The sequence below is a fragment of the Caloranaerobacter longqiensis genome (assembly GCF_050286925.1).
In the GTDB taxonomy this organism is placed as follows: domain Bacteria; phylum Bacillota; class Clostridia; order Tissierellales; family Thermohalobacteraceae; genus Caloranaerobacter.
Window position 1 is genome coordinate 70,474 of record NZ_JBFWFX010000007.1, and the last position, 20,507, is coordinate 90,980.

Genomic DNA, 20,507 nt, shown 5'->3' on the forward strand with positions numbered 1-20,507 from the left:
AGTGATAATTTAAAAACATAAGATTAGCACTCGATAGTATAGAGTGCTAATAAAAATGACAAGTTTTACAAATTACAAAAATTAGGCTTTCTATAACTAATTGAGGTGGTATATATGATGTTAAATGATAGAAAGCTTAAAATTCTACAGGCTGTAATTCACAGTTATATTACAAGTGCAGAGCCAGTAGGCTCAAGAACTATTGCAAAAAAATATAATCTAGGAGTTAGCTCAGCGACTATAAGAAATGAGATGTCAGATTTAGAAGAATTAGGATATTTATTACAGCCTCATACTTCAGCAGGAAGAATACCATCTGATAAAGCATACAGATTATATGTAGATAATTTAATGCAGATAAGGAAAATTACAGAAGAAGAAAGAAAAAAGATAAAACTAAGTTTGCTTAAAGAAATAAGAGAAATAGAACAAGTTATACAAAATGCAGCTAAGATTTTATCTGAACTTACAAATTATACATCTTTAGCAATTGCTCCTCAAATAAAAAGAAGTAAATTAAAGAGAATACAGCTAATACCTATAGACGAACATAAAGTGTTGGTTGTTATGGTTACCGATACAGGAATAGTTAAAAATACAGTATTTAGAATTGAAAATGAGGTAAAAGAAGAGCAGTTAGAAAAGATTACTAATTATCTAAATAGTAAATTAAAAGGATGTTCAATAGAAGATATAAGTAAGAATATTGAAACAGAGTTTGTAAAAGAGATGTATAGTTTAAGAGATACGATAAAAGACATTTTGCCATTAATAAACCGATCAATAGATGGTATGTATGAGGTAGATTTGTTTGCGGATGGTGTAACTAACATATTTAATTTTCCAGAGTATAATGATATTGCAAAAGCAAAAAGCTTTATATCATTTATAGAAAATAAGGAATCTGTAGTAGACATGCTCTTAAAGAGTGGTTTTCATGATATTGAGATTACTATTGGCAGTGAAAACTGTTATGAAGAGGTAAGTAACTGTAGTTTAATTACTGCAACGTACAGTTTGAATGGCAAAACAATAGGTAAGATAGGTGTAATTGGACCTACAAGAATGGATTATTCAAAAGTAGTTTCTATTGTAAAATCAATAGCTTATGATTTAAACGAAATCTTGAATTATTTTGTATCATAAGGGTGTGAGATTTTATCTTGCACCCGATGTATTGGATACATATATTTATAAATATTGAAAAGAGGTGAAATGAATGGGAAAAGATCAATATGAACAAGAAGTTACAAAAGATCAGGTACATAATGAAGAAGAAAAAAATGTAGAAGATATAGAAAAAGATGCTAATGATGTTATAGAAGAATCAAAAGAAGATAATAAAGAAGATAATAAAGAAGATAATAAAGAAGATAATAAAGAAGATAATATAGACGAATTAAAAGCAAAACTAGAAGATAAAATGAAAGAATTAGAAGAATTAAATAATAGATTTTTAAGATTGCAAGCAGACTTTTTAAATTATAAAAAGAGAGTAGAAAAAGAAAAAGAGTCAATATACGCTTATGCATCTGAAGAATTAATATGCCAAGTATTACCTGTCATAGATAACTTCGAAAGAGCATTAGATTCAGTTGATGATAGTCAGAAAGAGGATAGTTTCTATAAAGGTGTAGAAATGGTTTATAAACAATTATTGGATATACTTAAGAAGAGTGGTTTAGAAGAGATAAAGGCGATTGGAGAAAAGTTTGACCCTAAATTACATCATGGGGTTGCACAAGAAGAATCAAGTGAACATGAAGAAGATACAATAATAGAGGTATATCAAAAAGGATATAAATTAAAAGATAAAGTCATTAGACCAAGTATGGTAAAAATATCAAAATAAACTTGAAAGGGAGGAGAAGACTATGGGTAAAATAATAGGTATCGACTTAGGTACAACAAACTCCTGTGTTGCTGTTATTGAAGGAGGAGAGCCTGTAGTTATACCAAATGCTGAAGGAAATAGAACTACACCTTCAATTGTAGCTTTTACAAAAAATGGAGAAAGACTAGTTGGGGAAACTGCAAAAAGACAAGCAATTACAAATCCAGATAGAACGATAATTTCAATAAAGAGACATATGGGTACAAACTATAAAGTAAATATTGATGGAAAAGAATATACACCTCAAGACATTTCTGCTATGATTCTTCAAAAACTTAAAGCAGATGCTGAAAGTTATCTTGGAGAGCCAGTTACAGATGCAGTAATAACTGTTCCTGCATATTTTACAGACAGCCAAAGACAAGCAACAAAAGATGCAGGTAGAATAGCAGGTTTAAATGTAAGAAGAATTATAAACGAACCAACAGCTGCATCACTTGCATATGGTTTAGATAAAGGTGAAGAACAGCAAAAAATATTAGTATTCGACTTAGGAGGAGGTACATTTGACGTATCAATATTAGAAATTGGAGATGGAGTATTCGAGGTTATTGCAACAAGTGGTGATAATCATTTAGGTGGAGACGATTTCGACCAAGCGATTATTGATTATCTAGCAGAAGAATTCAAAAAAGAACATGGAATAGATTTAAGAAATGATAAAATGGCTTTGCAAAGATTAAAAGAAGCAGCAGAAAAAGCTAAAAAAGAATTATCAAGTGTTATGACAACAAATATAAATCTTCCATTTATTACTGCTACACAAGATGGTCCTAAACATTTAAATATGGATTTAACAAGAGCTAAGTTTGAAGAATTAACAGCTCATCTTGTAGAGAGAACTATAGAGCCTACTAAGAGGGCATTAGCTGATGCTAATTTATCACCATCAGATATAGATAAAGTTATCTTAGTTGGTGGTTCAACAAGAATACCAGCTGTTCAAAGAGCTATTAAGAATTTAATTGGTAAAGAACCTCATAAGGGAATAAATCCTGATGAGTGTGTAGCTATTGGTGCAGCGATTCAGGCAGGAGTTTTAAGTGGAGAAGTTAAAGACTTATTATTGCTTGATGTAACTCCACTATCACTAGGTATTGAAACATTAGGTGGAGTATTTACTAAGTTGATTGAAAGAAATACAACAATACCTACTAGAAAGAGTCAAATATTCTCAACTGCAGCAGATAACCAAACAGCTGTTGACATTCACGTTTTACAAGGTGAAAGACCAATGGCTAAAGACAATACAACATTAGGTAGATTCCAATTAACTGGTATACCTCCAGCACCAAGGGGAGTGCCACAAATAGAAGTTACTTTCGATATAGATGCAAATGGTATAGTGCATGTTTCAGCTAAAGATTTAGGAACAGGTAAAGAACAAAAAATTACTATAACTGCAACTACAAACTTAACTGAAGAAGAAATTCAAAGAAAAATAAAAGAAGCTGAAAAGTATGCAGAAGAAGATAAGAAGAAAAAAGAAGCTGTTGAAATAAGAAATAATGCTGATTCGATGGTATATCAAACAGAAAAAATACTAAATGAATTAGGAGATAAAGTAAGTGAAGATGAAAAATCTAAAGTTAAAGCTAAATTAGATGAATTAAAGAAAGCATTAGAAGGCGATAATATAGAAGAAATTAAGAAGAAAACTGAGGAATTAACTAACGAATTCCATGCATTATCACAAAAAATGTATCAGCAGGCATCACAGCAATATGGAGCTCAGGCTGGGCAGCAAGAAAATAACCAACAAAATGGAAAGAAAGATGAAAATGTAGTTGATGCTGACTATGAAGTTGTAGATGATGATAAATAAATAAACCAAAGCTAAATCCTCTGGATTTAGCTTTGGTTTTTGATGTTGAAAGGTGGTGAAAAAATGAGCAAGAGAGATTACTACGAAATATTAGGTGTTAGCAAAAATGCATCAGAGCAAGAAATTAAGAAAGCATATAGAAAATTAGCAAAAAAATATCATCCAGACTTAAATCCAGGGGATAAAGAAGCTGAACAAAAATTTAAAGAAATAAATGAGGCCTATGAAGTATTGAGTGACCCAGAAAAAAGAGCAAGATACGATAGATTTGGTCATGCAGGTGTAAATGGTAATGCAGCAGGAGGATTTGAACAAGGTTTTGGTGGGTTTGAAGGCTTTGGAGGATTTGGTGATATATTTGATGATATTTTTGAAGCTTTTGGTGGAGGCTTTTCACGAAGAAGAAAATCAGGACCTAAAAGAGGTGCTGATTTAAAATATACATTAGATTTAGAGTTTGAAGAAGCAGCTTTTGGCGTTGAAAAGGAAATAAAAATTAGACGAACAGAAAACTGTTCAGTATGTAATGGAACAGGTGCTAAACCAGGGACTAAAAAAACGACTTGTCCTAAATGTAATGGTACAGGAGAGCTAAGATACGCTCACAATACACCTTTTGGTCAATTTGTTAATGTAAGAACTTGTGATAGATGTCATGGAACAGGAGAAATTATAGAAGTTCCATGTTCAAATTGTGGAGGAACTGGTAAAGAGCGTCGTTTAAGAAAGATAAACATAAAAATACCAGCAGGAGTAGATACAGGTTCAGTAATACCTCTCAGAGGTGAAGGAGAACCTGGTGAAAAAGGAGGGCCTCCAGGAGATTTATATGTCTATATAAACGTATTGCCTCATGAAATCTTTGAACGTGAAGGAAATGATGTTATTTGTGAAATACCTATAACTTTTGTGCAGGCAGCATTAGGGGCTACTATTGAAGTGCCAACACTTGATGGAAAGGTAAGATACAAAATACCAGAAGGGACACAAACAGGTACAATTTTTAGATTGAAAAATAAAGGTATTCCATATATCAGAGGTAACGGCAGAGGAGACCAGTATGTTAAGGTAAAAGTACAAGTACCTAAGAAACTAAATGAAAAGCAGAAACAGATTTTAAGAGAGTTTGCAAAGGCTACTGGAGATACTGCTGTCGAGCATAAAAAAGGATTTTTCGATAAAGTAAAAGATGCTTTCGGAGGTTAAAATCACTCCATATTCATTGGAGTGATTTACTTTTAACAAACTTATTTTTTCGAAAATTTATGAAAATAAAAGCGAATGCTTTCGCATGAGCATTATTTTCATAAATAGTTTACTTTTGTATTTTTGCTGGTTTTTTTTAATTTAATAGGGTATAATAAAGTGGAAATAAAGAAGATTAAATATAAAGGATGTGGGGCTAAAATGAAGTGGATTGAGGTCCAGATTAAAACCACTACGGAAGCAGTTGAGGTTGTATCGAATATTTTATATGAAGCTGGAGTAGGGGGGTTAGTCATTGAAGATCCTAATGATTTAATATTCCAAAACAAAAATGAAGGAGATTGGGATTACATAGACCCTACTTTAGTAGAGCAAAACTTTGAAGGAGTAATCGTAAAAGGGTATTTACCAGAAAGTGAAGACTTAATAGACAAAATAGAGTTAATAAAACAGAACGTAGAAAAAATACCGCAATACAATTTGGACAAGGGGTTAGGAGAAGTTACAACATCAGAAGTTTATGAAAAAGACTGGGCCAATTCATGGAAGAAGTATTATAAACCAAAGAAGATAGGTGAGAAAATAGTTGTTAAACCTTCATGGGAAAGTTATGACAAAAAGCCAGAAGATATCGTAATAGAGCTTGATCCTGGTATGGCTTTTGGTACAGGAACTCATGAAACAACTATAATGTGTATAAGACAATTAGAAAAATATGTTCATCAACATGATATAGTTTTTGATATAGGTTGTGGTACTGGTATATTGTCAATTGCAGCTGCTAAGCTTGGGGCAATAAGTACTATAGGAATAGATTTAGATGAAGTATCTGTTAAAGTAGCTAAAGAAAATGTTAGAAAAAATGGAGTTGCTAATACTGTTCAGATTAGAAAAGGTAATCTCTTGGATGTAGTTGACGGAAAGGCTAATGTTATTGTTGCTAATATAATAGCTGAAGTTATTGTAAAGCTTGCAGAAGTTGTTCCTAAATTTTTGTTAGAAGATGGAGTTTTTATAGCTTCTGGAATAATATTAGATAAGATAAAAGACGTTGAAGCTGCTTTAGATAAGAATGGTTTAGAAGTAATTGATGAAATGAAAATGGGAGAATGGGCGTGCCTAGTATCTAGAATTAAAGAGGGATCAGAGAATGCATAAATTCTTTGTAGATAAAAAAGACATTGCAGAAAATAAAATAATTATTAAAGGTGAAGATGTAAAACATATAAAAAATGTATTAAGACTAGATATTGGTGAAATTATAAATGTATCAAACTGTGAAGGTAAAGAATATATTGCAGAAATAACGGAGATAGAAAAAGATTACGTAGAGGTAGTTATTAAAAAAGAGTTTGAATCGAAAAATGAACCTCCGATACAAATTATACTTTATCAAGGCTTACCAAAATCTACAAAGATGGATTTGATTATTCAAAAGGCAACTGAATTAGGGGTTGTTGAAATAGTACCATTAATAACAAAAAGAACAGTAGTTAAAGTTGAAAGTGAAAAAAAAGAACTCAAAAAGCTAGAAAGATGGAGACGTATTGCAAAAGAAGCGTCTAAACAATGTAAAAGAGGAATTATACCAGTTGTTAGTAAAATAATAACTTTTAATGAGATGATTGATAGATTAAAGGGTGAAGAATTTATTTTAGTCCCGTATGAAAATGAAATGAAAATTGGATTAAAAGATATATTAAAGACTTATAAAAAAGGTAAAATTAATATAATAATAGGTCCAGAAGGCGGCTTTGAAGAAGAAGAAATAGAAAGATTAAAAGAGATTAATGCTCATATAATTTCTTTAGGACCTAGAATTTTAAGAACAGAAACTGCAGGATTTACTACCATATCCGTAGTTATGTATGAGCTTGGAGATTTAGGAGTGATTTAGATGAAAACTGTTGCCTTTTATACTTTGGGTTGTAAAGTAAATCAGTATGAAACAGAAGCAATGGCTAAGCTTTTCAAAAAAAATGGATACACTGTTGTAAATGCAGAAGATAAGGCAGATGTTTATGTTATAAATACTTGCACAGTTACTAACCTTGGTGATAGGAAGTCAAGACAGTTCATAAGAAGAGCAAAGAGAATGAATAAAGAATCTATTGTGGCTGTTGTTGGATGTTATGTGCAAGTTTCACCTGATGAAGTATTTGAAATCGAAGATGTAGATTTGGTTATTGGTACGAGTGATAAGAATAAAATAGTAAAGCTGTGTGAAGAGGTTAAAGAAAAGAATAAACGCATAAAAATTGTTGAAGATATAATGAAAGTAAGGGAATTTGAAGAAATGTCTATAGATGAAGTAAATGGTAAAACTAGAGCGTTTATTAAGATACAGGAAGGATGTAATCAATATTGCTCATATTGCATTATACCTTATGCAAGAGGTCCTGTAAGAAGTAGAAATTTACAAAATATTGTAAAAGAAGTAGAAAAGCTTGGTCGAAGAGGCTTTAAAGAGATTGTTTTAACAGGGATACATGTAGCGTCATATGGAAAAGATTTAGGGGATATAAGATTAATAGATGTTATTGAAGCCATACATGACATTGATGGTATAGAAAGAATAAGATTAAGTTCATTAGAGCCTACAATAGTAACAGAAGAGTTTATGAGCAGACTAAGTAAACTTCCAAAAGTATGTGACCATTTTCACTTATCACTACAAAGTGGAAGCAATACAGTTTTAAAAAGAATGAACAGAAAATATACAACCGAAGAGTATTTAAGTATAGTGAAACTTATAAGAAAATATATGCCTGATGTAGGCTTGACGACAGATATAATAGTAGGTTTCCCAGGAGAAACAGATGAAGAGTTTGAAGAAACATATAATTTTGTCAAAGAAGTAGGTTTTTCAAGAATACATGTTTTTAAATATTCTCCAAGAGAGGGTACACCTGCGGCAAAATTTAAAAATCAAGTTGATGGCACAGTCAAAACAGAACGAAGCAGAAAATTAATAGAACTAGGCGAAAGGCTTAACAAGATTTTCAATGAAAGATTTATAGGCAAGATAATGGATGTTTTATTTGAAGAGGAAGTTAAAGGAAAATCTGGATTAATGGAAGGATATACGACAAATTATATTCGGGTTATGGCTAAAGGAGATATTTCGATTGAAGGAGAAATACTGCCTGTTAAAATGAATAAAATATCAGGTGAAAATTTAATAGGTGAAATTGTAAATAAATAAAGGATTTTTTAATGGCATTGTTGAATATATAATTAGGGCAGTAAGGAGGTGAACTAGGTGTCTGATTGTATTTTTTGTAAGATAGTTAATGGAGAAATTCCTAGCAATAAAGTATATGAAGATGACAAAGTATTAGCATTTGAAGATATTAATCCTCAAGCACCTGTTCATATACTAGTAATACCAAAAGAGCATATACCATCAATTAAAGATATAAACGAAGATAACATAGATATTATAAGTCATATACATTTGGTTATAAAAAAATTAGCAAAAGAAAAAGGAATAGATCAAGATGGATTTAGGATAGTGAATAACTGTGGTGAAAAGGGAGGACAGACTGTAGGTCATTTGCACTACCATTTATTAGGTGGAAGACACTTAATGTGGCCTCCAGGTTAAAATATTTGTTGCATAAAACTGCTATTTAATGTATAATAATCTAGTGCCGAAATCTACTTACTGCGTTGTAACTTAGGAACTGTAGCAGTGGGAGAGGGGAGGGAAGAAGCAGATGACACAGGTAAGAGTTAAAGAGAACGAATCACTAGATAGTGCTCTTAGAAGATTTAAAAGACAATGTGCTATCGCTGGCGTTCTTTCTGAAGTAAGAAAGAGAGAGCATTATGAAAAGCCTAGCGTAAGACGTAAAAAGAAAGCTGAAGCAGCTAGAAGAAAAAATAAGAAAAGAAGATAAGAGGTGATTCAATGTCCTTTAAGGAGAGATTAATGGCAGATTTAAAAGCCTCTATGAAAAACAAGGATAAGGTCCGCAAGGATGTTATTACAATGGTAAGGGCTGCTATTAAACAAAGAGAAGTGGATGAAAGAGTTGAGTTAAGTGATGAGGACATTATAGAACTTATCGCTAAACAGGTGAAGCAAAAGAAGGATGCTTTAAAGGACTTTGAAAAGGGTGGAAGACAAGACCTTGTAGAACTTACCCAAAAAGAAATTGATATATTAATGGAATATCTGCCTAAACAACTTTCAGAAGATGAAATTGATGAAATAGTTAAAGCTGCTATAGAAGAAATCGGCGCTAGTACTATGAAAGATATGGGAAAAGTAATGTCTTATGTAATGCTTAAGGTAAAAGGCAGAGCTGATGGAAGCTTAGTTAATAAGATTGTTAGACAATATTTAAAATAGATTATAAACCTGGATATTTAAGTATCCAGGTTTTTTTGTGTGGCAAAAGTTAAGAATAGTTAATAAAAATATTAAAAAATATTAAAAAATACAAAACATAATAAAAAGGATTTATTTGACAGAAATAGAATTAAAATTATTAATAATAGGCAAAATCTACCTTAATACAATTTATTTAAATTGAAGATTTTGTTATAATAACTTGAAAGAATGGAGGATTAGCATGAAAAGAGTAATTGCTATAATTTTATGTTTAACGTTAGTATTATCATTAATTGGATGTACTTCTACTGAAAATAGTTCAAGTACAAAAAACAAAGAAATAACAATACTTGTAGACAGTGGTTCATATCACGATTTAAAGTTTAACACACCAGCTTTTAATACATATAAACAGAAATTTGAGAGAGAAAAGGGAATAAAAGTAAAATTTGATGTGGTAGATACAGAAAACAAAATGAAATCTAAATTATATTTAAAAGACGGTCCTACTCTAATATATGTGGCTCCATGGGCTTTTTATGGTAATTTAGTAAAAACAGGAATAGCTTTAAAGGTAGATGATAAATTAAAAAACTATGCAAAGATATATGATAGCATTAAGGATGAGAATGGTTGTTTTATTCCAATAGGTATGGCTCACTATCCTGTAATATTAAACAGAAGGATTTTTAAAAAGTTGGGAATAGAGGAGCCTGGATTAGATTGGACTAGAGAAGATTATTTTAGGATAAGAGAAAAGTGGTTAAATGAGGAACCTCAGAATTTTACACCATTTTTATTCAAGGAACTTATTAAAAACGCTATGGAAGAATTAGAAGTATATGATTTAAAAAATAATAGAGTTAATATTGATAAATCAAAAATGATAGAATACATAAAGAAGTTGAAGGATGAGCTACATTCTGGTAGGTATATTCTAAATGACAATTATACATTCGAAAACTATTATAGAATGTTTTATGAAATAAGGTCAGAAGAATATAAGAAAGCAAGAAAAATGACTTTATATGATGAAACAGATAGTATAAGGAGGCAGTTTTACTCTAAGAATGCATTGAATTCCCTCGGGAATAGCCTTGAAATGGATATAAAAGAACATATTATTTTACCGCAAGTTATTGATAAATTTGATGAATTAGTATTATGGGGATTTGTTGTTAATAGAAACGGAAAAAATATTGACTTAGGTTTAGAATTTTTAAATGGGTTGTTGAGCGATGAAGTACAGCTAGAGATATTCAAAAAGAAGCGGGATTATCCTGTGAATAAAGATATAGAAGATGAAATCGAAAAAATAGAAAAAGATAATAATGTAAACGAAAAATCTATTGCTTTGAGGAAATACATATTAAGTAAGATAAAAAGTGGGGATTATAAATCATTGAATAATTATAACGATAAGTATTTAATTATAGATTCAGAATTAACTAGTAATATAATAAAATTTGTTTTTGCAGATAAAGATTATACAGATGAAGAGATGATCAAAGAAATAGAAAAATTTGAAAACAAACTAAATATGTGGTTAAATGAGTAAGAATTAAAGATAAATTAATCGTTAAAGAAGGGAGAAAAATAAATGGTGCAAGCAGGATTAGTATTAGAAGGCGGTGGAATGAGAGGTTGCTATACTTCAGGAGTTTTAGATTTTTTCATGGAAAAGGATTTATATTTCCCTTATATTATAGGAGTTTCTGCAGGGGCATGTAATGCCTCGTCTTATATTTCAAGGCAAAAAGGTAGAAGTATAAAAATTAATCTTGATTATGCCCAAGATGATAGATATATTAGTTATAAAAATTTAATAACCAAAAGAAGTCTTTTCGGTATGGATTTTATATTTGACGAAATACCTAATAAACTTATACCATTTGATTTTGAAACTTTTAATAAAGCAAAAGAAAAATTTATTATAGTAGCTACTGATTGCAAAACTGGACAACCTGTGTATTTTGATAAAGATGAATGTGAAGATGTACTTAAAGCTATTAAGGCTTCTAGTAGTTTACCATTTGTAGCTCCAATAGTTGAAATGGGTGGAAAATTTTTGTTGGATGGAGGAATAGCAGATCCTTTGCCTATAAAAAAGGCAATAGAAGATGGAAATAAGAAGAACGTTATTGTTTTGACTAGAAATAAAGGATATAGAAAGAGACCTTTTAAGTTGAAAAAATTATTAAAGATTATGTATTCTGAATATCCTGGGTTAATAAATGCAATGCTTAATAGATATAAAGTATATAATAATACATTAGAATATATTGAAAAGTTAGAATCAGAAAAGAAAGTTTTTGTAATTAGACCAACTAAAGATATGAAAGTAGATAGGATTGAAAGAGATGTAAAAAAACTAAAAGAATTATATGAGATGGGATATGAGGATGCAAAGAGATGCTATGATGAAATGATAAACTGGATTTGCGAGGAATAGAAAATTTAATGTTTATGAGGTGAGATTTTTGTGCCTAAAATTGTATTTTTAATTTTATCTATGTTATTATTTTTAGTTGGCTGTACAGACGAAACTATATCAAAACTTGAACCAAATGCACAGAAAGGAATAACAATATTAATACAAGAGCCAATTAACCCAATCATAGAAAGCTATAAATACAAATTTGAAAATTCAAAGGGTGTAAAAGTCAAATTCGATATAATAGATGCAGATACATTAGATGACTACATAAAAAAACTAAACATAAAGCTGTATTTAAAGAATGGTCCAACTCTTATCTATTTACCCCAGTATTTTTTTTATCAGAGTTATATAGATAGCGGTGTGACATTAGAAGTTACAGATAGAATTACTAATCTTGAAAAGATATACGATAGTTTAAAAGAAGAAAAAGTTTATTATGTTCCTATTGGGATGTATTATGTTGCGAAAATATTAAATAAAAGCACGTTAGATGAGCTTGATGTTAAAGAGCCTAGTCTTGATTGGACTAAAGATGATTATTTAAAGATTAAAGAGAAATGGTTATCTAAAAAGCCAAGATATTTTACTTTTAAAGATTATGACGAGATTATTAAAGAGCCTTTATATAATTTGAAAATAATAGGAGAAAACAATAAGATTAGTATAAACAACTTGAAAATTAAAGAATTTATAAAAAATACAAGAGAAAAAATATTTTCAGGCAAATACATTTTAAAAGACTATTCTTATGAAAATTACTACAAAATTTTTATAGAAGGTATAAATACACCAGAATATCGAAGAGTTTTAAGATTTTTACAACTTGTAGATAAAGAAATTTTGGTTCGGAATTTAGGAATAAATGCATTTGAAACAAAACGAGTAAGTGAAATGATAGATAAAGGAGATGTAATAATACTTCCAGAAGTAATTAACGAAAATAACAATTTTTTTACTTGGGGTTTTATAGTAAATAGGAATGGTAAAAATACAAATTTAGGGATAGAATTTATTAATGGTTTATTAAGTGATGAAGTACAGCTTTCTATGTATGGTAATGGTAAATTGTTTGGAGGTTTTTATCCAGTAAATAAAAAAATAGAAAGTGAAATAGATAAAATAGATGAAATTTGTAATTATAACAAGAAAGCTGTAGAATTGAAAAAATTTATATTAGAAAAAATAAAAAAGAGTAAAATAAGACCTTATAATTATGATGACAGAATACACCACCAAGAACTCTATGATATGCTTCATAGAGATTTATTTAAATTTATCTTTGCAGACAAGCCTTATACAGATGAAGAGTTAAGTAGAGAATTGCAGAAATTAGAATACAAATATAATATGTGGTTGAATGAATAATTTATCATAAATATTGTTAGATGATGCTTATTTCGATTATAGCTTTTTTCATATTTTTATTTATTTTAACAATGAGAATTAAGTTACAAAAACCAGTACATTTTGGAGTTATTGCTATATTTTGTTGGGCTAGTATATTTAGAAAACAATGTTGTTTCTATAAAAAGCTTTTCAAAAGGGGAGTGGAGCATAGAACAATCTAACCAAAAATATATTGAAGACTTTATGTTTATTTATAAAAGTATTAAAGAAGGATATTCATATCTAGAAGAAAAACTGGAATACTTTTCAAATTATTTAATTATGTATTGACAGTCCAATAGCGGATCTAAAATATAGATTTAGATTATCCCAAGCTCATTATATGGGCAGTGTTTTTAATGGAGTAGAGCCGAACACTCTTGTTAAAAGAAATTTTATGGAAAATCAAGATGTAGTTTTAAAAAAAGCTATTGAAATAATTGAAAGTGAAATTGAATATTAAAGTATATAAAATTATTGAGGTGGGGGTATGAAGATGAAAAGAGTAATTGCTATAATCTTATGCTTAATCTTATTATTATCGGTAAATGGATGTACTACTGTAAAGAATAGTACAAGTGTCGACAATCAAGATAATAAAGGTAAGGAAATTACAATATTGATAGATAATTTTTTCTATTCTAAGATTAAATTTGCATTTAATACTTTAGATTTATATAAACGTAAGTTTGAAAAAGAAAAAGGAGTAAAGGTAAATTTTGATGTAATAGATATAAATGATTATGAAAAATATCAGAAAAAGTTAAATTCAAAATTATATTTAAAAGATGGACCTACGTTAATATATGTGTCAACATGGGATTTTTATAAACCTTTAACTGAAAAAAGTATTGCTTTAAAAGTAAAAGATAAATTAAAAAATTATGAAAAGATATATGACTGTGTTAAAGATATAGATGGTTATTTTGTACCAATAGGTATGTATCATTATCCTATAACCTTAAATAGAAAGGTATTCGAAGAATTAGGAATAGATGAACCTAGTTTAGATTGGACTAGAGAGGATTATTTTAATATCAGAGAAAAATGGTTGACTCAGGAGCCAAAAAATTTTACAGGGATTTTATATAAAGAACTTGTGTCGAATATAATGGAAGAGTTGGAGATATATGATATTAAAAACAATAAAGTTAATATTAATAACTCTAGAATGATAGAGTACATAAAGAATTTGAGGGATGAAATCCATTCTGGTAAATATATTTTGAAAGATAACTATACATTTGAAAATTATTATAAAATGCTATTTGTGAAAGAATCAGATGAATATAAGGAAGCAAATGAGTCATATTGGTATAATGACACTAACAATTTAAGAAGACGATTTTATGATAAAAATGCAATGAAGTCTCTTCGTATTGGTGTTGATATGGATATTAATGATTATATTATATTACCGCAGGTGATTTTTGAATCAGAAAAACTTAGGGTATGGGGATTCATCGTAAACAAAAATGGGAAAAATGTTGATTTAGGTTTAGAATTTATAGACGGTTTATTAAGTGATGAAGTACAGCTAGAAATGTTTAGAGAAAAGTATGACTATTCTTATCCTGTAAATAAAGAAATAGAAGAAAAAATTGAAGAAATAGAAAAAGCTAACGATGTAAATGAAAAAGCAGTTGCATTAAGGAAGTATATACTAACAAGAATAAAGAATGGTGAGTATAAGCCGTCAAATGAATATAGTAAGATGTATGGAACTATAAGGGGAGAATTAATAAAAGAAATTACAAAATTCATATTTGCAGACAAGCCTTATACAGATGAAAAGTTGAGCAAAGAACTACAGAAATTGGAAGATAAATATAATATGTGGTTAAATGAGTGATTAAAACATAATGTGTAATAAATATTAAAAAATAGTAATAATTACTTTTGGAAGAAGGATTATTTTAACAGTAATAGAATATATAATGAAAAAATGAGAATAAATTATCAAATTAGAAAACAAAAGTAGTCGTATCATATTCGCAAAATTTAAAATATTCAAACTCAAACTAAAAGTAGAATATGAGGTGGAGTATGTTAAAAAAATTAAGAAAATCTAAAGGTTTTTTATTTATATTACCGAGTTTAATAGGTTTTTCAATATTATACATTATTCCTTTTATTTGGGGTTTGAAATATTCTGTAAGCAGAAGTGGTTTTGATGATACTTTTGTTGCATTTAAGAACTATAATGATGTGTTTAAGAGTAATGCATTTAATTTAGCACTAAAGAATACAGCATTATTTATGGGAATTGCTATACCACTCATTATCGTTATTTCTTTTATATTAGCTTTAATAATTCATGAAATAAAAGCACCAAAGTTTATAAAATTATTTATTATACTTCCTATGGCTATACCTTCAGGTACAGTAGCTGGTTTTTTCAGAAAAGTATTTGGGTTTGGAGGATTTAATCTAATAAATACAGAGTATGCGATGATAGTAGTAATATTAATATTTATTTGGAGAAATACGGGTTATAATCTGATAATATACCTAGCTGGGCTGTCGCAATTAAGAAAAGAAATAATAGAAGCTTCTATGATTGATGGAGCGAATTACTTTCAGAGGCTATGGCATATCATTATTCCACTTATTACACCTACGACAGTGTTTGTTGGAATAGTAACTATAATCAATTCGTTTAAAGTATTTAAAGATATATTTGTACTACAAGGCAGCTATCCAAACCCTAAAATATATATGTTACAGCATTATATGAACAACAAATTTAGAGACCTTCAGTATGAGAAACTAACATCCGCAGCTTATGTATTTGCAACAGTAATATTTGTTTTTGCTTTCTTACTGTTCTATTTTGATAGAAAACATGCAAGAAAAGTAGGTGAAAGTTAATTATGAAAAAAATATTGCTTGTGTTAATTTTTATAATATCTCTTTTATACGTATTTCCGATAATATATACATTCACGAATTCTTTTATGACGGAAAGTCAAATTAATGCTGAAAATATACAGATTATACCTGATGAGTTTAATTTGCAACAGTATTATTCTATTGTAACTAATAAAGCAGAATATTTTAAATTTTTTATGAATTCTGTCAAGCTAACTGTTATTATAATAGTTGGTCAAATTGTGATAGGGATTTTTGCAGCATTTGCTTTTGCGAAGATGGAATTTCCAGGAAGGGATTTGATATTTGTAATATATATTTTAGCAGTACTACTTCCATTTCAAGTAACTTTAGTACCTAATTATCTTGTATTAGATAAAATACATAGGGTTTTGAATATAAAAATACTCGATACACATATGGCGATTATTTTACCAGGTATTTTTTCATCATTCGGAGTTTTTTTATTAAGACAGTTTGTAAGAGGTATACCTAACGATATAATTGAAGCGGCAAGAATTGATGGAGCAGGATATGGCAAAATTTTATTTAAAGTAGTTTTACCTGTAATAAAACCTGCAGTTTTTTCGTTGGTTATTCTTACTTTTATAGATAATTGGAACTTGATTGAACAAGCTATTATTTTTATAGATACTCCTTCGAAGTTGCCGTTATCAGTATTTTTGGAAAATATCTATTATGGTGATTATAAAGTGTTTTATGCTGGTGCAGTACTTTATATTGTTCCTGCCCTATTAATATTTATTAAAGGTGAAGATTATTTGAAAGAGGGTCTAACAGTAGGAGGTATGAAGTGATGGAAAATAAAGTGCTTAAAACAACGAAAAATATAGTGGTAGGTTTTTTTACACTTATATTTATAATGGGTTTTTTTTCAAAATCAATAGTTAATTTATTTTTACCTAAAGTTCAAGTCGTAACGGCTGTAAAGGGTTCTATTGAAAAGAGTGTTGAACTTGAAGGTACAATAGAACCAAAAGAAATTTATAAAGTAAGACTTGGTGGTAATGTGATTGTAGATGAATATTTTGTTAAAGTAGGACAGGAAGTAAAAGTCGGGGATCCTATTTTTAAAATAAATAATGAATATGGTTTTAAAGGAGAGGATGAGCAAATACAAGACCTTAAACTTTTACTTGAAAAAGAAGAGTTTAGATTAGAAAGATTAAAAAATAGTTCATTTATTATAGATGAGAAGAATATAGAGATCTTAGAAGATAAAATATTATCTCAAAAAAATGAGATTTCAAAATTGGAAGAGTTATACAAATCAGGAGCAATAAATTATTCAACATTAGAACGAAATAAAGAGAGTCTTAAGGAATTAGAAAATAATCTAGAAATTAAAAAGATATTGCTTGAAGAAAAGAAAAAAGAGAATTTATTAGAGATTAAAGAGGTAGAAAATAATATCAAACAGATCAAAAACAAAATATCTGAAATTGAAAAGAGAAAGAAATTTTACGCTAAAGTTGCAGATGACGGGATTTACTATTCAGATGTTGATGGTGTTATATTAAGATTAAATCAAGTAAATAGAATACTAGGTAAGGATACTACAATTGTCGAGATTGGTAAAGTCAAAGGGTATAATTCAGTAAAACTTATAGCTTATGTACCTGATAAGTATTATTATTTTGTTAAAAATGCAGTAAAAATTGAAATAGAAACAGAAAACAAAAATTTTATTCCTGAAACTGCAAGGATTGTAAACGTAAGTGAAGTAGCAGAGAATAAGTTAATAGAGATCGAAGCCATATTTGAAGATGAAGTTAAAGGGGTTCCCGTGTTAGGGCAAAAGTTGCGAGGAAAAATATCAAAAAAATATAAGAAAGAAAATACTATTCCAAAAGTTGCTGTTATTCCGTATGATGGATATGGTGTAGGAAAAGAAGGTTATGTTTATGCAGTAGAAGAAAAAAAAGGGATTTTGGGTACTGAATATATTGCAAAAAAAATAGATGTGGTAATGTTAGTAGTCGGAGATAGTCAAGTTTGTGTAAGAGGTCTTGAAACATTAGAAAAACCTATGGTAATCACGAATTTATCATATAAGATTAAGGATGGAGTGAAAGTACATTTATGGGAATAAGGAAAGTTATTTCATTAGCTTTGATAATAGCACTATCTTTTAGTTCGTATATGTATTTAAAAGAAAAATACAATCCTATGGCTGTGGAGCTTAGATTTAAAGGAGATTTGAGGAATGAAGAGTTCCAAAAAATTAAAAAAACGCTCTATCTAAACGTATATTCAATAAACTATTCGATGAGATATAAACGACATAATCTTGTAATGACAACTGGAATGGATACTCAAATAATTGATATACCGATTATCCATGGAGAATTCATAACAGATTCAGAAAGAAGAGTTGCAGTAATAGGAGATAAGGTAGCAGATTTTTATTTTAAAACAGAAAATGCTATTGGAAAGAAAATGAAAGTATTTGAAAATGAATATGAAGTAATAGGTATTATTAAGAATAGTAATGTAATATATATACCATTCGATGAAAAACTTTTTGGACTAGATTGGGAGAAAAAAATAGTGAGATATATATCTTATGATAAAGAGTTATTTTATTTAAATTTAAAAGTTAATAAAGTAGCTAGTCAACTTTCGGTTTTAGGATTAGATGTATATGATATTGTTGTTTATAAGGAGAAAATATATGGTTATATAAATATAATAATTTTTGTTGTAATATATATATTATTTGATTTTATTATGAAACTATATAGACGTATAAAAAAAGAAATTATCGTTTTGTTTCAGGGGTATATGGAAAAAAGGAGAGTTAAAGAATGGTATGAATATATGTTAGAAGAAAAGAAAGACATATTAAAAATTTTAGTATATTCTATTGTACTTGTTTTTATGGCTATAGGGATATTTAAGATAATACCGTATTTAACTATTTCTTCTTCGAGTATTCCTGACAATATATTTTCTTTATACAGTATTTTAGGTGTTTTTAAATATAAATATAATAATTTTATATTACATCTTAATAATGGTTATAGTGCAATAATGGTAGATGTAATAATAATCAATACAATCTTCCTATTAATAATTATGGGAATATTGTTGAATACAGCATTAAAAAAATCAAATCAAGGTAAATCTTTTTAACTTATTTTGAAAGTTGAATTTTAGGGTATATATATAAAATATACTAATAGTTGTCTATTATGTTATAATTTAAACTAAGGGAGGTGAAAAATTGAAAATAAAAAATATAGCAACTTTTTTTGTCTTACTAGTTTTAGTGTTAAGTTCAATTTCAGTATATTCTGATGAAGGGAATGATGTATATGTAATACCAATAAAGGGAGCTATAAATAAAGCTACTTACCAGTTTGTGAAAACAAAGGTTGAAGAAGTTTCTAAATACCGACCTGCTGCTATAATATTTGAAATAGATACATATGGCGGTTTTATAGATAATGCTATAGATATTAAGGATGTGATTATGAACATTGATATACCAACTATCTCGTTTGTAAATAATAAAGCAGAGTCTGCTGGAGTTCTTATTACTATAGCTGGAGAGAAAATAGTTATGGCGGAAGGTTCTACTATAGGTTCTGCTGAAACAAGACCAAATACAGAAAAAATTATGTCAATGTGGGTAAGCACTTTAAAAGCTGTTGCGGAGCAGAGAGGAAGAGATAAAGAACTAGTAGCTGCTATGGCTGATAAAGATATTGAAATAAAAGGAATAGTAAAAAAAGGAGAGTTATTAAATCTAAACTATAAAGAAGCTAAGCAATTGGGGTTTGCTGATTATGTATCTAATAATTATGATGATATGTTGAACTATTTTAATATCAGTTACAATAAAGTTGTAAAGATAAATACTGACTTAAGAACAAATATAGCTAAATATCTAACTAATCCATATGTAGGCGTACTGCTTATTTCACTTGGATTTTTAGGTTTTGTTATTGAGATGTTTACACCGGGTTTTGGTGCAGGAGGAACATTGAGTTTAATTTCATTTTCATTATACTTTGGAGGAAATATTATAGCAGGCAACTCTGGATTGGGTGCAGTTATAATATTTTTAGCAGGTATAGTTTTATTATTAATAGAAGCAGTTGTACCTGGGTTTGGTGTACCAGGAATAGGTGGAATAATTTGTATCGTCATAAGTATAGTATTGACTTCTGGTTCTATAGAAAGTGCGATGGTTTCATTAGGCGTAGCTATTATATTGACAGTTTTGATTACTGTACTCTTGGTGAAGTATGGGCAAAGAAGTCCTTATTTAGACAAGATAGTATTGAGAACAAAGCAGAACAACGAAAAAGGTTACATAGGTGTTGATTCTAAGACAGAATATGTAGGTAAAGAAGGAATAGCCATATCTTTACTTAGACCAGCAGGAATTGTAGACATAGAAGGAAACAGAATTGATGCTGTTTCTGAAGGTGCTTTTATAGAAAAGGGAGCTAAAGTTAAGGTGATTAAAGTCGAAGGACCAAGAGTTGTTGTGAGAAAAATATAATTTTAAAGGAGG

At 29.1% G+C, this 20,507-nt stretch carries 19 protein-coding genes; all 19 read left to right on the top strand.

Annotated features, from left to right (window positions below; all coding sequences use genetic code 11):
• Nucleotides 1–117 precede the first annotated feature (117 nt).
• The 19 genes from hrcA (at nucleotide 118) to AB4Y15_RS07855 (ending at nucleotide 20,495) form a co-directional block, all read left to right on the top strand.
• Nucleotides 118–1,146, top strand: coding sequence for a heat-inducible transcriptional repressor HrcA (gene hrcA / locus AB4Y15_RS07765; protein ID WP_427339525.1), 1,029 nt, complete (start codon nucleotides 118–120; stop codon nucleotides 1,144–1,146).
• 73 nt (nucleotides 1,147–1,219) lie between these two features.
• Nucleotides 1,220–1,852 (top strand): nucleotide exchange factor GrpE, encoded by a 633-nt coding sequence (gene grpE, locus AB4Y15_RS07770; protein ID WP_427339527.1) that lies wholly within the window; start codon nucleotides 1,220–1,222, stop codon nucleotides 1,850–1,852.
• Between the two features lie 22 nt (nucleotides 1,853–1,874).
• Complete coding sequence (gene dnaK / locus AB4Y15_RS07775; protein WP_427339528.1) at nucleotides 1,875–3,719, top strand: molecular chaperone DnaK; 1,845 nt, start codon at nucleotides 1,875–1,877, stop codon at nucleotides 3,717–3,719.
• Between the two features lie 63 nt (nucleotides 3,720–3,782).
• Nucleotides 3,783–4,925: a molecular chaperone DnaJ gene (dnaJ, locus tag AB4Y15_RS07780; protein ID WP_427339529.1), complete on the top strand. Its 1,143-nt coding sequence runs from the start codon at nucleotides 3,783–3,785 to the stop codon at nucleotides 4,923–4,925.
• 201 nt (nucleotides 4,926–5,126) lie between these two features.
• The gene (gene prmA / locus AB4Y15_RS07785; RefSeq protein WP_427339530.1) at nucleotides 5,127–6,083 is read left to right on the top strand and encodes a 50S ribosomal protein L11 methyltransferase; all 957 of its coding nucleotides are present in this window, start codon (nucleotides 5,127–5,129) and stop codon (nucleotides 6,081–6,083) included.
• A complete protein-coding gene (locus AB4Y15_RS07790; RefSeq protein ID WP_427339531.1) occupies nucleotides 6,076–6,822 on the top strand; it encodes a 16S rRNA (uracil(1498)-N(3))-methyltransferase in 747 nt (248 codons plus the stop codon). The genes prmA and AB4Y15_RS07790 overlap by 8 nt, the downstream gene beginning before the upstream one ends.
• Nucleotides 6,823–8,130 carry a tRNA (N(6)-L-threonylcarbamoyladenosine(37)-C(2))-methylthiotransferase MtaB gene (mtaB, locus tag AB4Y15_RS07795; protein ID WP_427339532.1) on the top strand — a complete coding sequence of 436 codons (1,308 nt, stop codon included), beginning with the start codon at nucleotides 6,823–6,825 and terminating at the stop codon, nucleotides 8,128–8,130.
• A gap of 57 nt (nucleotides 8,131–8,187) precedes the next feature.
• The gene (locus tag AB4Y15_RS07800) at nucleotides 8,188–8,532 is read left to right on the top strand and encodes a histidine triad nucleotide-binding protein (protein ID WP_427339533.1); all 345 of its coding nucleotides are present in this window, start codon (nucleotides 8,188–8,190) and stop codon (nucleotides 8,530–8,532) included.
• 112 nt (nucleotides 8,533–8,644) lie between these two features.
• On the top strand, nucleotides 8,645–8,827 hold the full coding sequence (gene rpsU, locus AB4Y15_RS07805) for a 30S ribosomal protein S21 (RefSeq protein ID WP_035161487.1): 183 nt from the start codon (nucleotides 8,645–8,647) through the stop codon (nucleotides 8,825–8,827).
• A gap of 11 nt (nucleotides 8,828–8,838) precedes the next feature.
• Complete coding sequence (locus AB4Y15_RS07810; protein ID WP_427339534.1) at nucleotides 8,839–9,282, top strand: GatB/YqeY domain-containing protein; 444 nt, start codon at nucleotides 8,839–8,841, stop codon at nucleotides 9,280–9,282.
• A gap of 223 nt (nucleotides 9,283–9,505) precedes the next feature.
• Entirely contained in the window at nucleotides 9,506–10,822 is a 1,317-nt protein-coding gene (locus AB4Y15_RS07815) for an ABC transporter substrate-binding protein (RefSeq protein WP_427339536.1), read from the top strand.
• 42 nt (nucleotides 10,823–10,864) lie between these two features.
• Nucleotides 10,865–11,716: a patatin-like phospholipase family protein gene (locus tag AB4Y15_RS07820; RefSeq protein ID WP_427339537.1), complete on the top strand. Its 852-nt coding sequence runs from the start codon at nucleotides 10,865–10,867 to the stop codon at nucleotides 11,714–11,716.
• Nucleotides 11,717–11,746: 30 nt separating this feature from the next.
• Nucleotides 11,747–13,069 carry a hypothetical protein gene (locus AB4Y15_RS07825; RefSeq protein ID WP_427339538.1) on the top strand — a complete coding sequence of 441 codons (1,323 nt, stop codon included), beginning with the start codon at nucleotides 11,747–11,749 and terminating at the stop codon, nucleotides 13,067–13,069.
• 517 nt (nucleotides 13,070–13,586) lie between these two features.
• Nucleotides 13,587–14,942 carry an extracellular solute-binding protein gene (locus tag AB4Y15_RS07830; RefSeq protein WP_427339539.1) on the top strand — a complete coding sequence of 452 codons (1,356 nt, stop codon included), beginning with the start codon at nucleotides 13,587–13,589 and terminating at the stop codon, nucleotides 14,940–14,942.
• A gap of 194 nt (nucleotides 14,943–15,136) precedes the next feature.
• Nucleotides 15,137–15,961 carry a carbohydrate ABC transporter permease gene (locus AB4Y15_RS07835; protein WP_427339541.1) on the top strand — a complete coding sequence of 275 codons (825 nt, stop codon included), beginning with the start codon at nucleotides 15,137–15,139 and terminating at the stop codon, nucleotides 15,959–15,961.
• A gap of 2 nt (nucleotides 15,962–15,963) precedes the next feature.
• Nucleotides 15,964–16,779 (top strand): carbohydrate ABC transporter permease, encoded by an 816-nt coding sequence (locus AB4Y15_RS07840; RefSeq protein ID WP_427339542.1) that lies wholly within the window; start codon nucleotides 15,964–15,966, stop codon nucleotides 16,777–16,779.
• Nucleotides 16,779–18,074, top strand: coding sequence for an efflux RND transporter periplasmic adaptor subunit (locus tag AB4Y15_RS07845; RefSeq protein WP_427339543.1), 1,296 nt, complete (start codon nucleotides 16,779–16,781; stop codon nucleotides 18,072–18,074). The genes AB4Y15_RS07840 and AB4Y15_RS07845 overlap by 1 nt, the downstream gene beginning before the upstream one ends.
• Complete coding sequence (locus tag AB4Y15_RS07850; RefSeq protein WP_427339544.1) at nucleotides 18,065–19,117, top strand: ABC transporter permease; 1,053 nt, start codon at nucleotides 18,065–18,067, stop codon at nucleotides 19,115–19,117. The genes AB4Y15_RS07845 and AB4Y15_RS07850 overlap by 10 nt, the downstream gene beginning before the upstream one ends.
• A 91-nt stretch (nucleotides 19,118–19,208) precedes the next feature.
• Nucleotides 19,209–20,495: an NfeD family protein gene (locus AB4Y15_RS07855; RefSeq protein ID WP_427339545.1), complete on the top strand. Its 1,287-nt coding sequence runs from the start codon at nucleotides 19,209–19,211 to the stop codon at nucleotides 20,493–20,495.
• Nucleotides 20,496–20,507: the final 12 nt, after the last annotated feature.

Bases quoted from the DNA above. Each gene is read 5' to 3' on its own strand.
- dnaK (WP_427339528.1), top strand. From the start codon at position 1,875: ATGGGTAAAATAATAGGTATCGACTTAGGTACAACAAACTCCTGTGTT.
- AB4Y15_RS07845 (WP_427339543.1), top strand. From the start codon at position 16,779: ATGGAAAATAAAGTGCTTAAAACAACGAAAAATATAGTGGTAGGTTTT.
- AB4Y15_RS07850 (WP_427339544.1), top strand. From the start codon at position 18,065: ATGGGAATAAGGAAAGTTATTTCATTAGCTTTGATAATAGCACTATCT.
- rpsU (WP_035161487.1), top strand. From the start codon at position 8,645: ATGACACAGGTAAGAGTTAAAGAGAACGAATCACTAGATAGTGCTCTT.
- AB4Y15_RS07835 (WP_427339541.1), top strand. From the start codon at position 15,137: ATGTTAAAAAAATTAAGAAAATCTAAAGGTTTTTTATTTATATTACCG.
- AB4Y15_RS07840 (WP_427339542.1), top strand. From the start codon at position 15,964: ATGAAAAAAATATTGCTTGTGTTAATTTTTATAATATCTCTTTTATAC.
- dnaJ (WP_427339529.1), top strand. From the start codon at position 3,783: ATGAGCAAGAGAGATTACTACGAAATATTAGGTGTTAGCAAAAATGCA.
- AB4Y15_RS07810 (WP_427339534.1), top strand. From the start codon at position 8,839: ATGTCCTTTAAGGAGAGATTAATGGCAGATTTAAAAGCCTCTATGAAA.
- mtaB (WP_427339532.1), top strand. From the start codon at position 6,823: ATGAAAACTGTTGCCTTTTATACTTTGGGTTGTAAAGTAAATCAGTAT.
- grpE (WP_427339527.1), top strand. From the start codon at position 1,220: ATGGGAAAAGATCAATATGAACAAGAAGTTACAAAAGATCAGGTACAT.
- hrcA (WP_427339525.1), top strand. From the start codon at position 118: ATGTTAAATGATAGAAAGCTTAAAATTCTACAGGCTGTAATTCACAGT.
- AB4Y15_RS07815 (WP_427339536.1), top strand. From the start codon at position 9,506: ATGAAAAGAGTAATTGCTATAATTTTATGTTTAACGTTAGTATTATCA.
- AB4Y15_RS07830 (WP_427339539.1), top strand. From the start codon at position 13,587: ATGAAAAGAGTAATTGCTATAATCTTATGCTTAATCTTATTATTATCG.
- AB4Y15_RS07820 (WP_427339537.1), top strand. From the start codon at position 10,865: ATGGTGCAAGCAGGATTAGTATTAGAAGGCGGTGGAATGAGAGGTTGC.
- prmA (WP_427339530.1), top strand. From the start codon at position 5,127: ATGAAGTGGATTGAGGTCCAGATTAAAACCACTACGGAAGCAGTTGAG.
- AB4Y15_RS07790 (WP_427339531.1), top strand. From the start codon at position 6,076: ATGCATAAATTCTTTGTAGATAAAAAAGACATTGCAGAAAATAAAATA.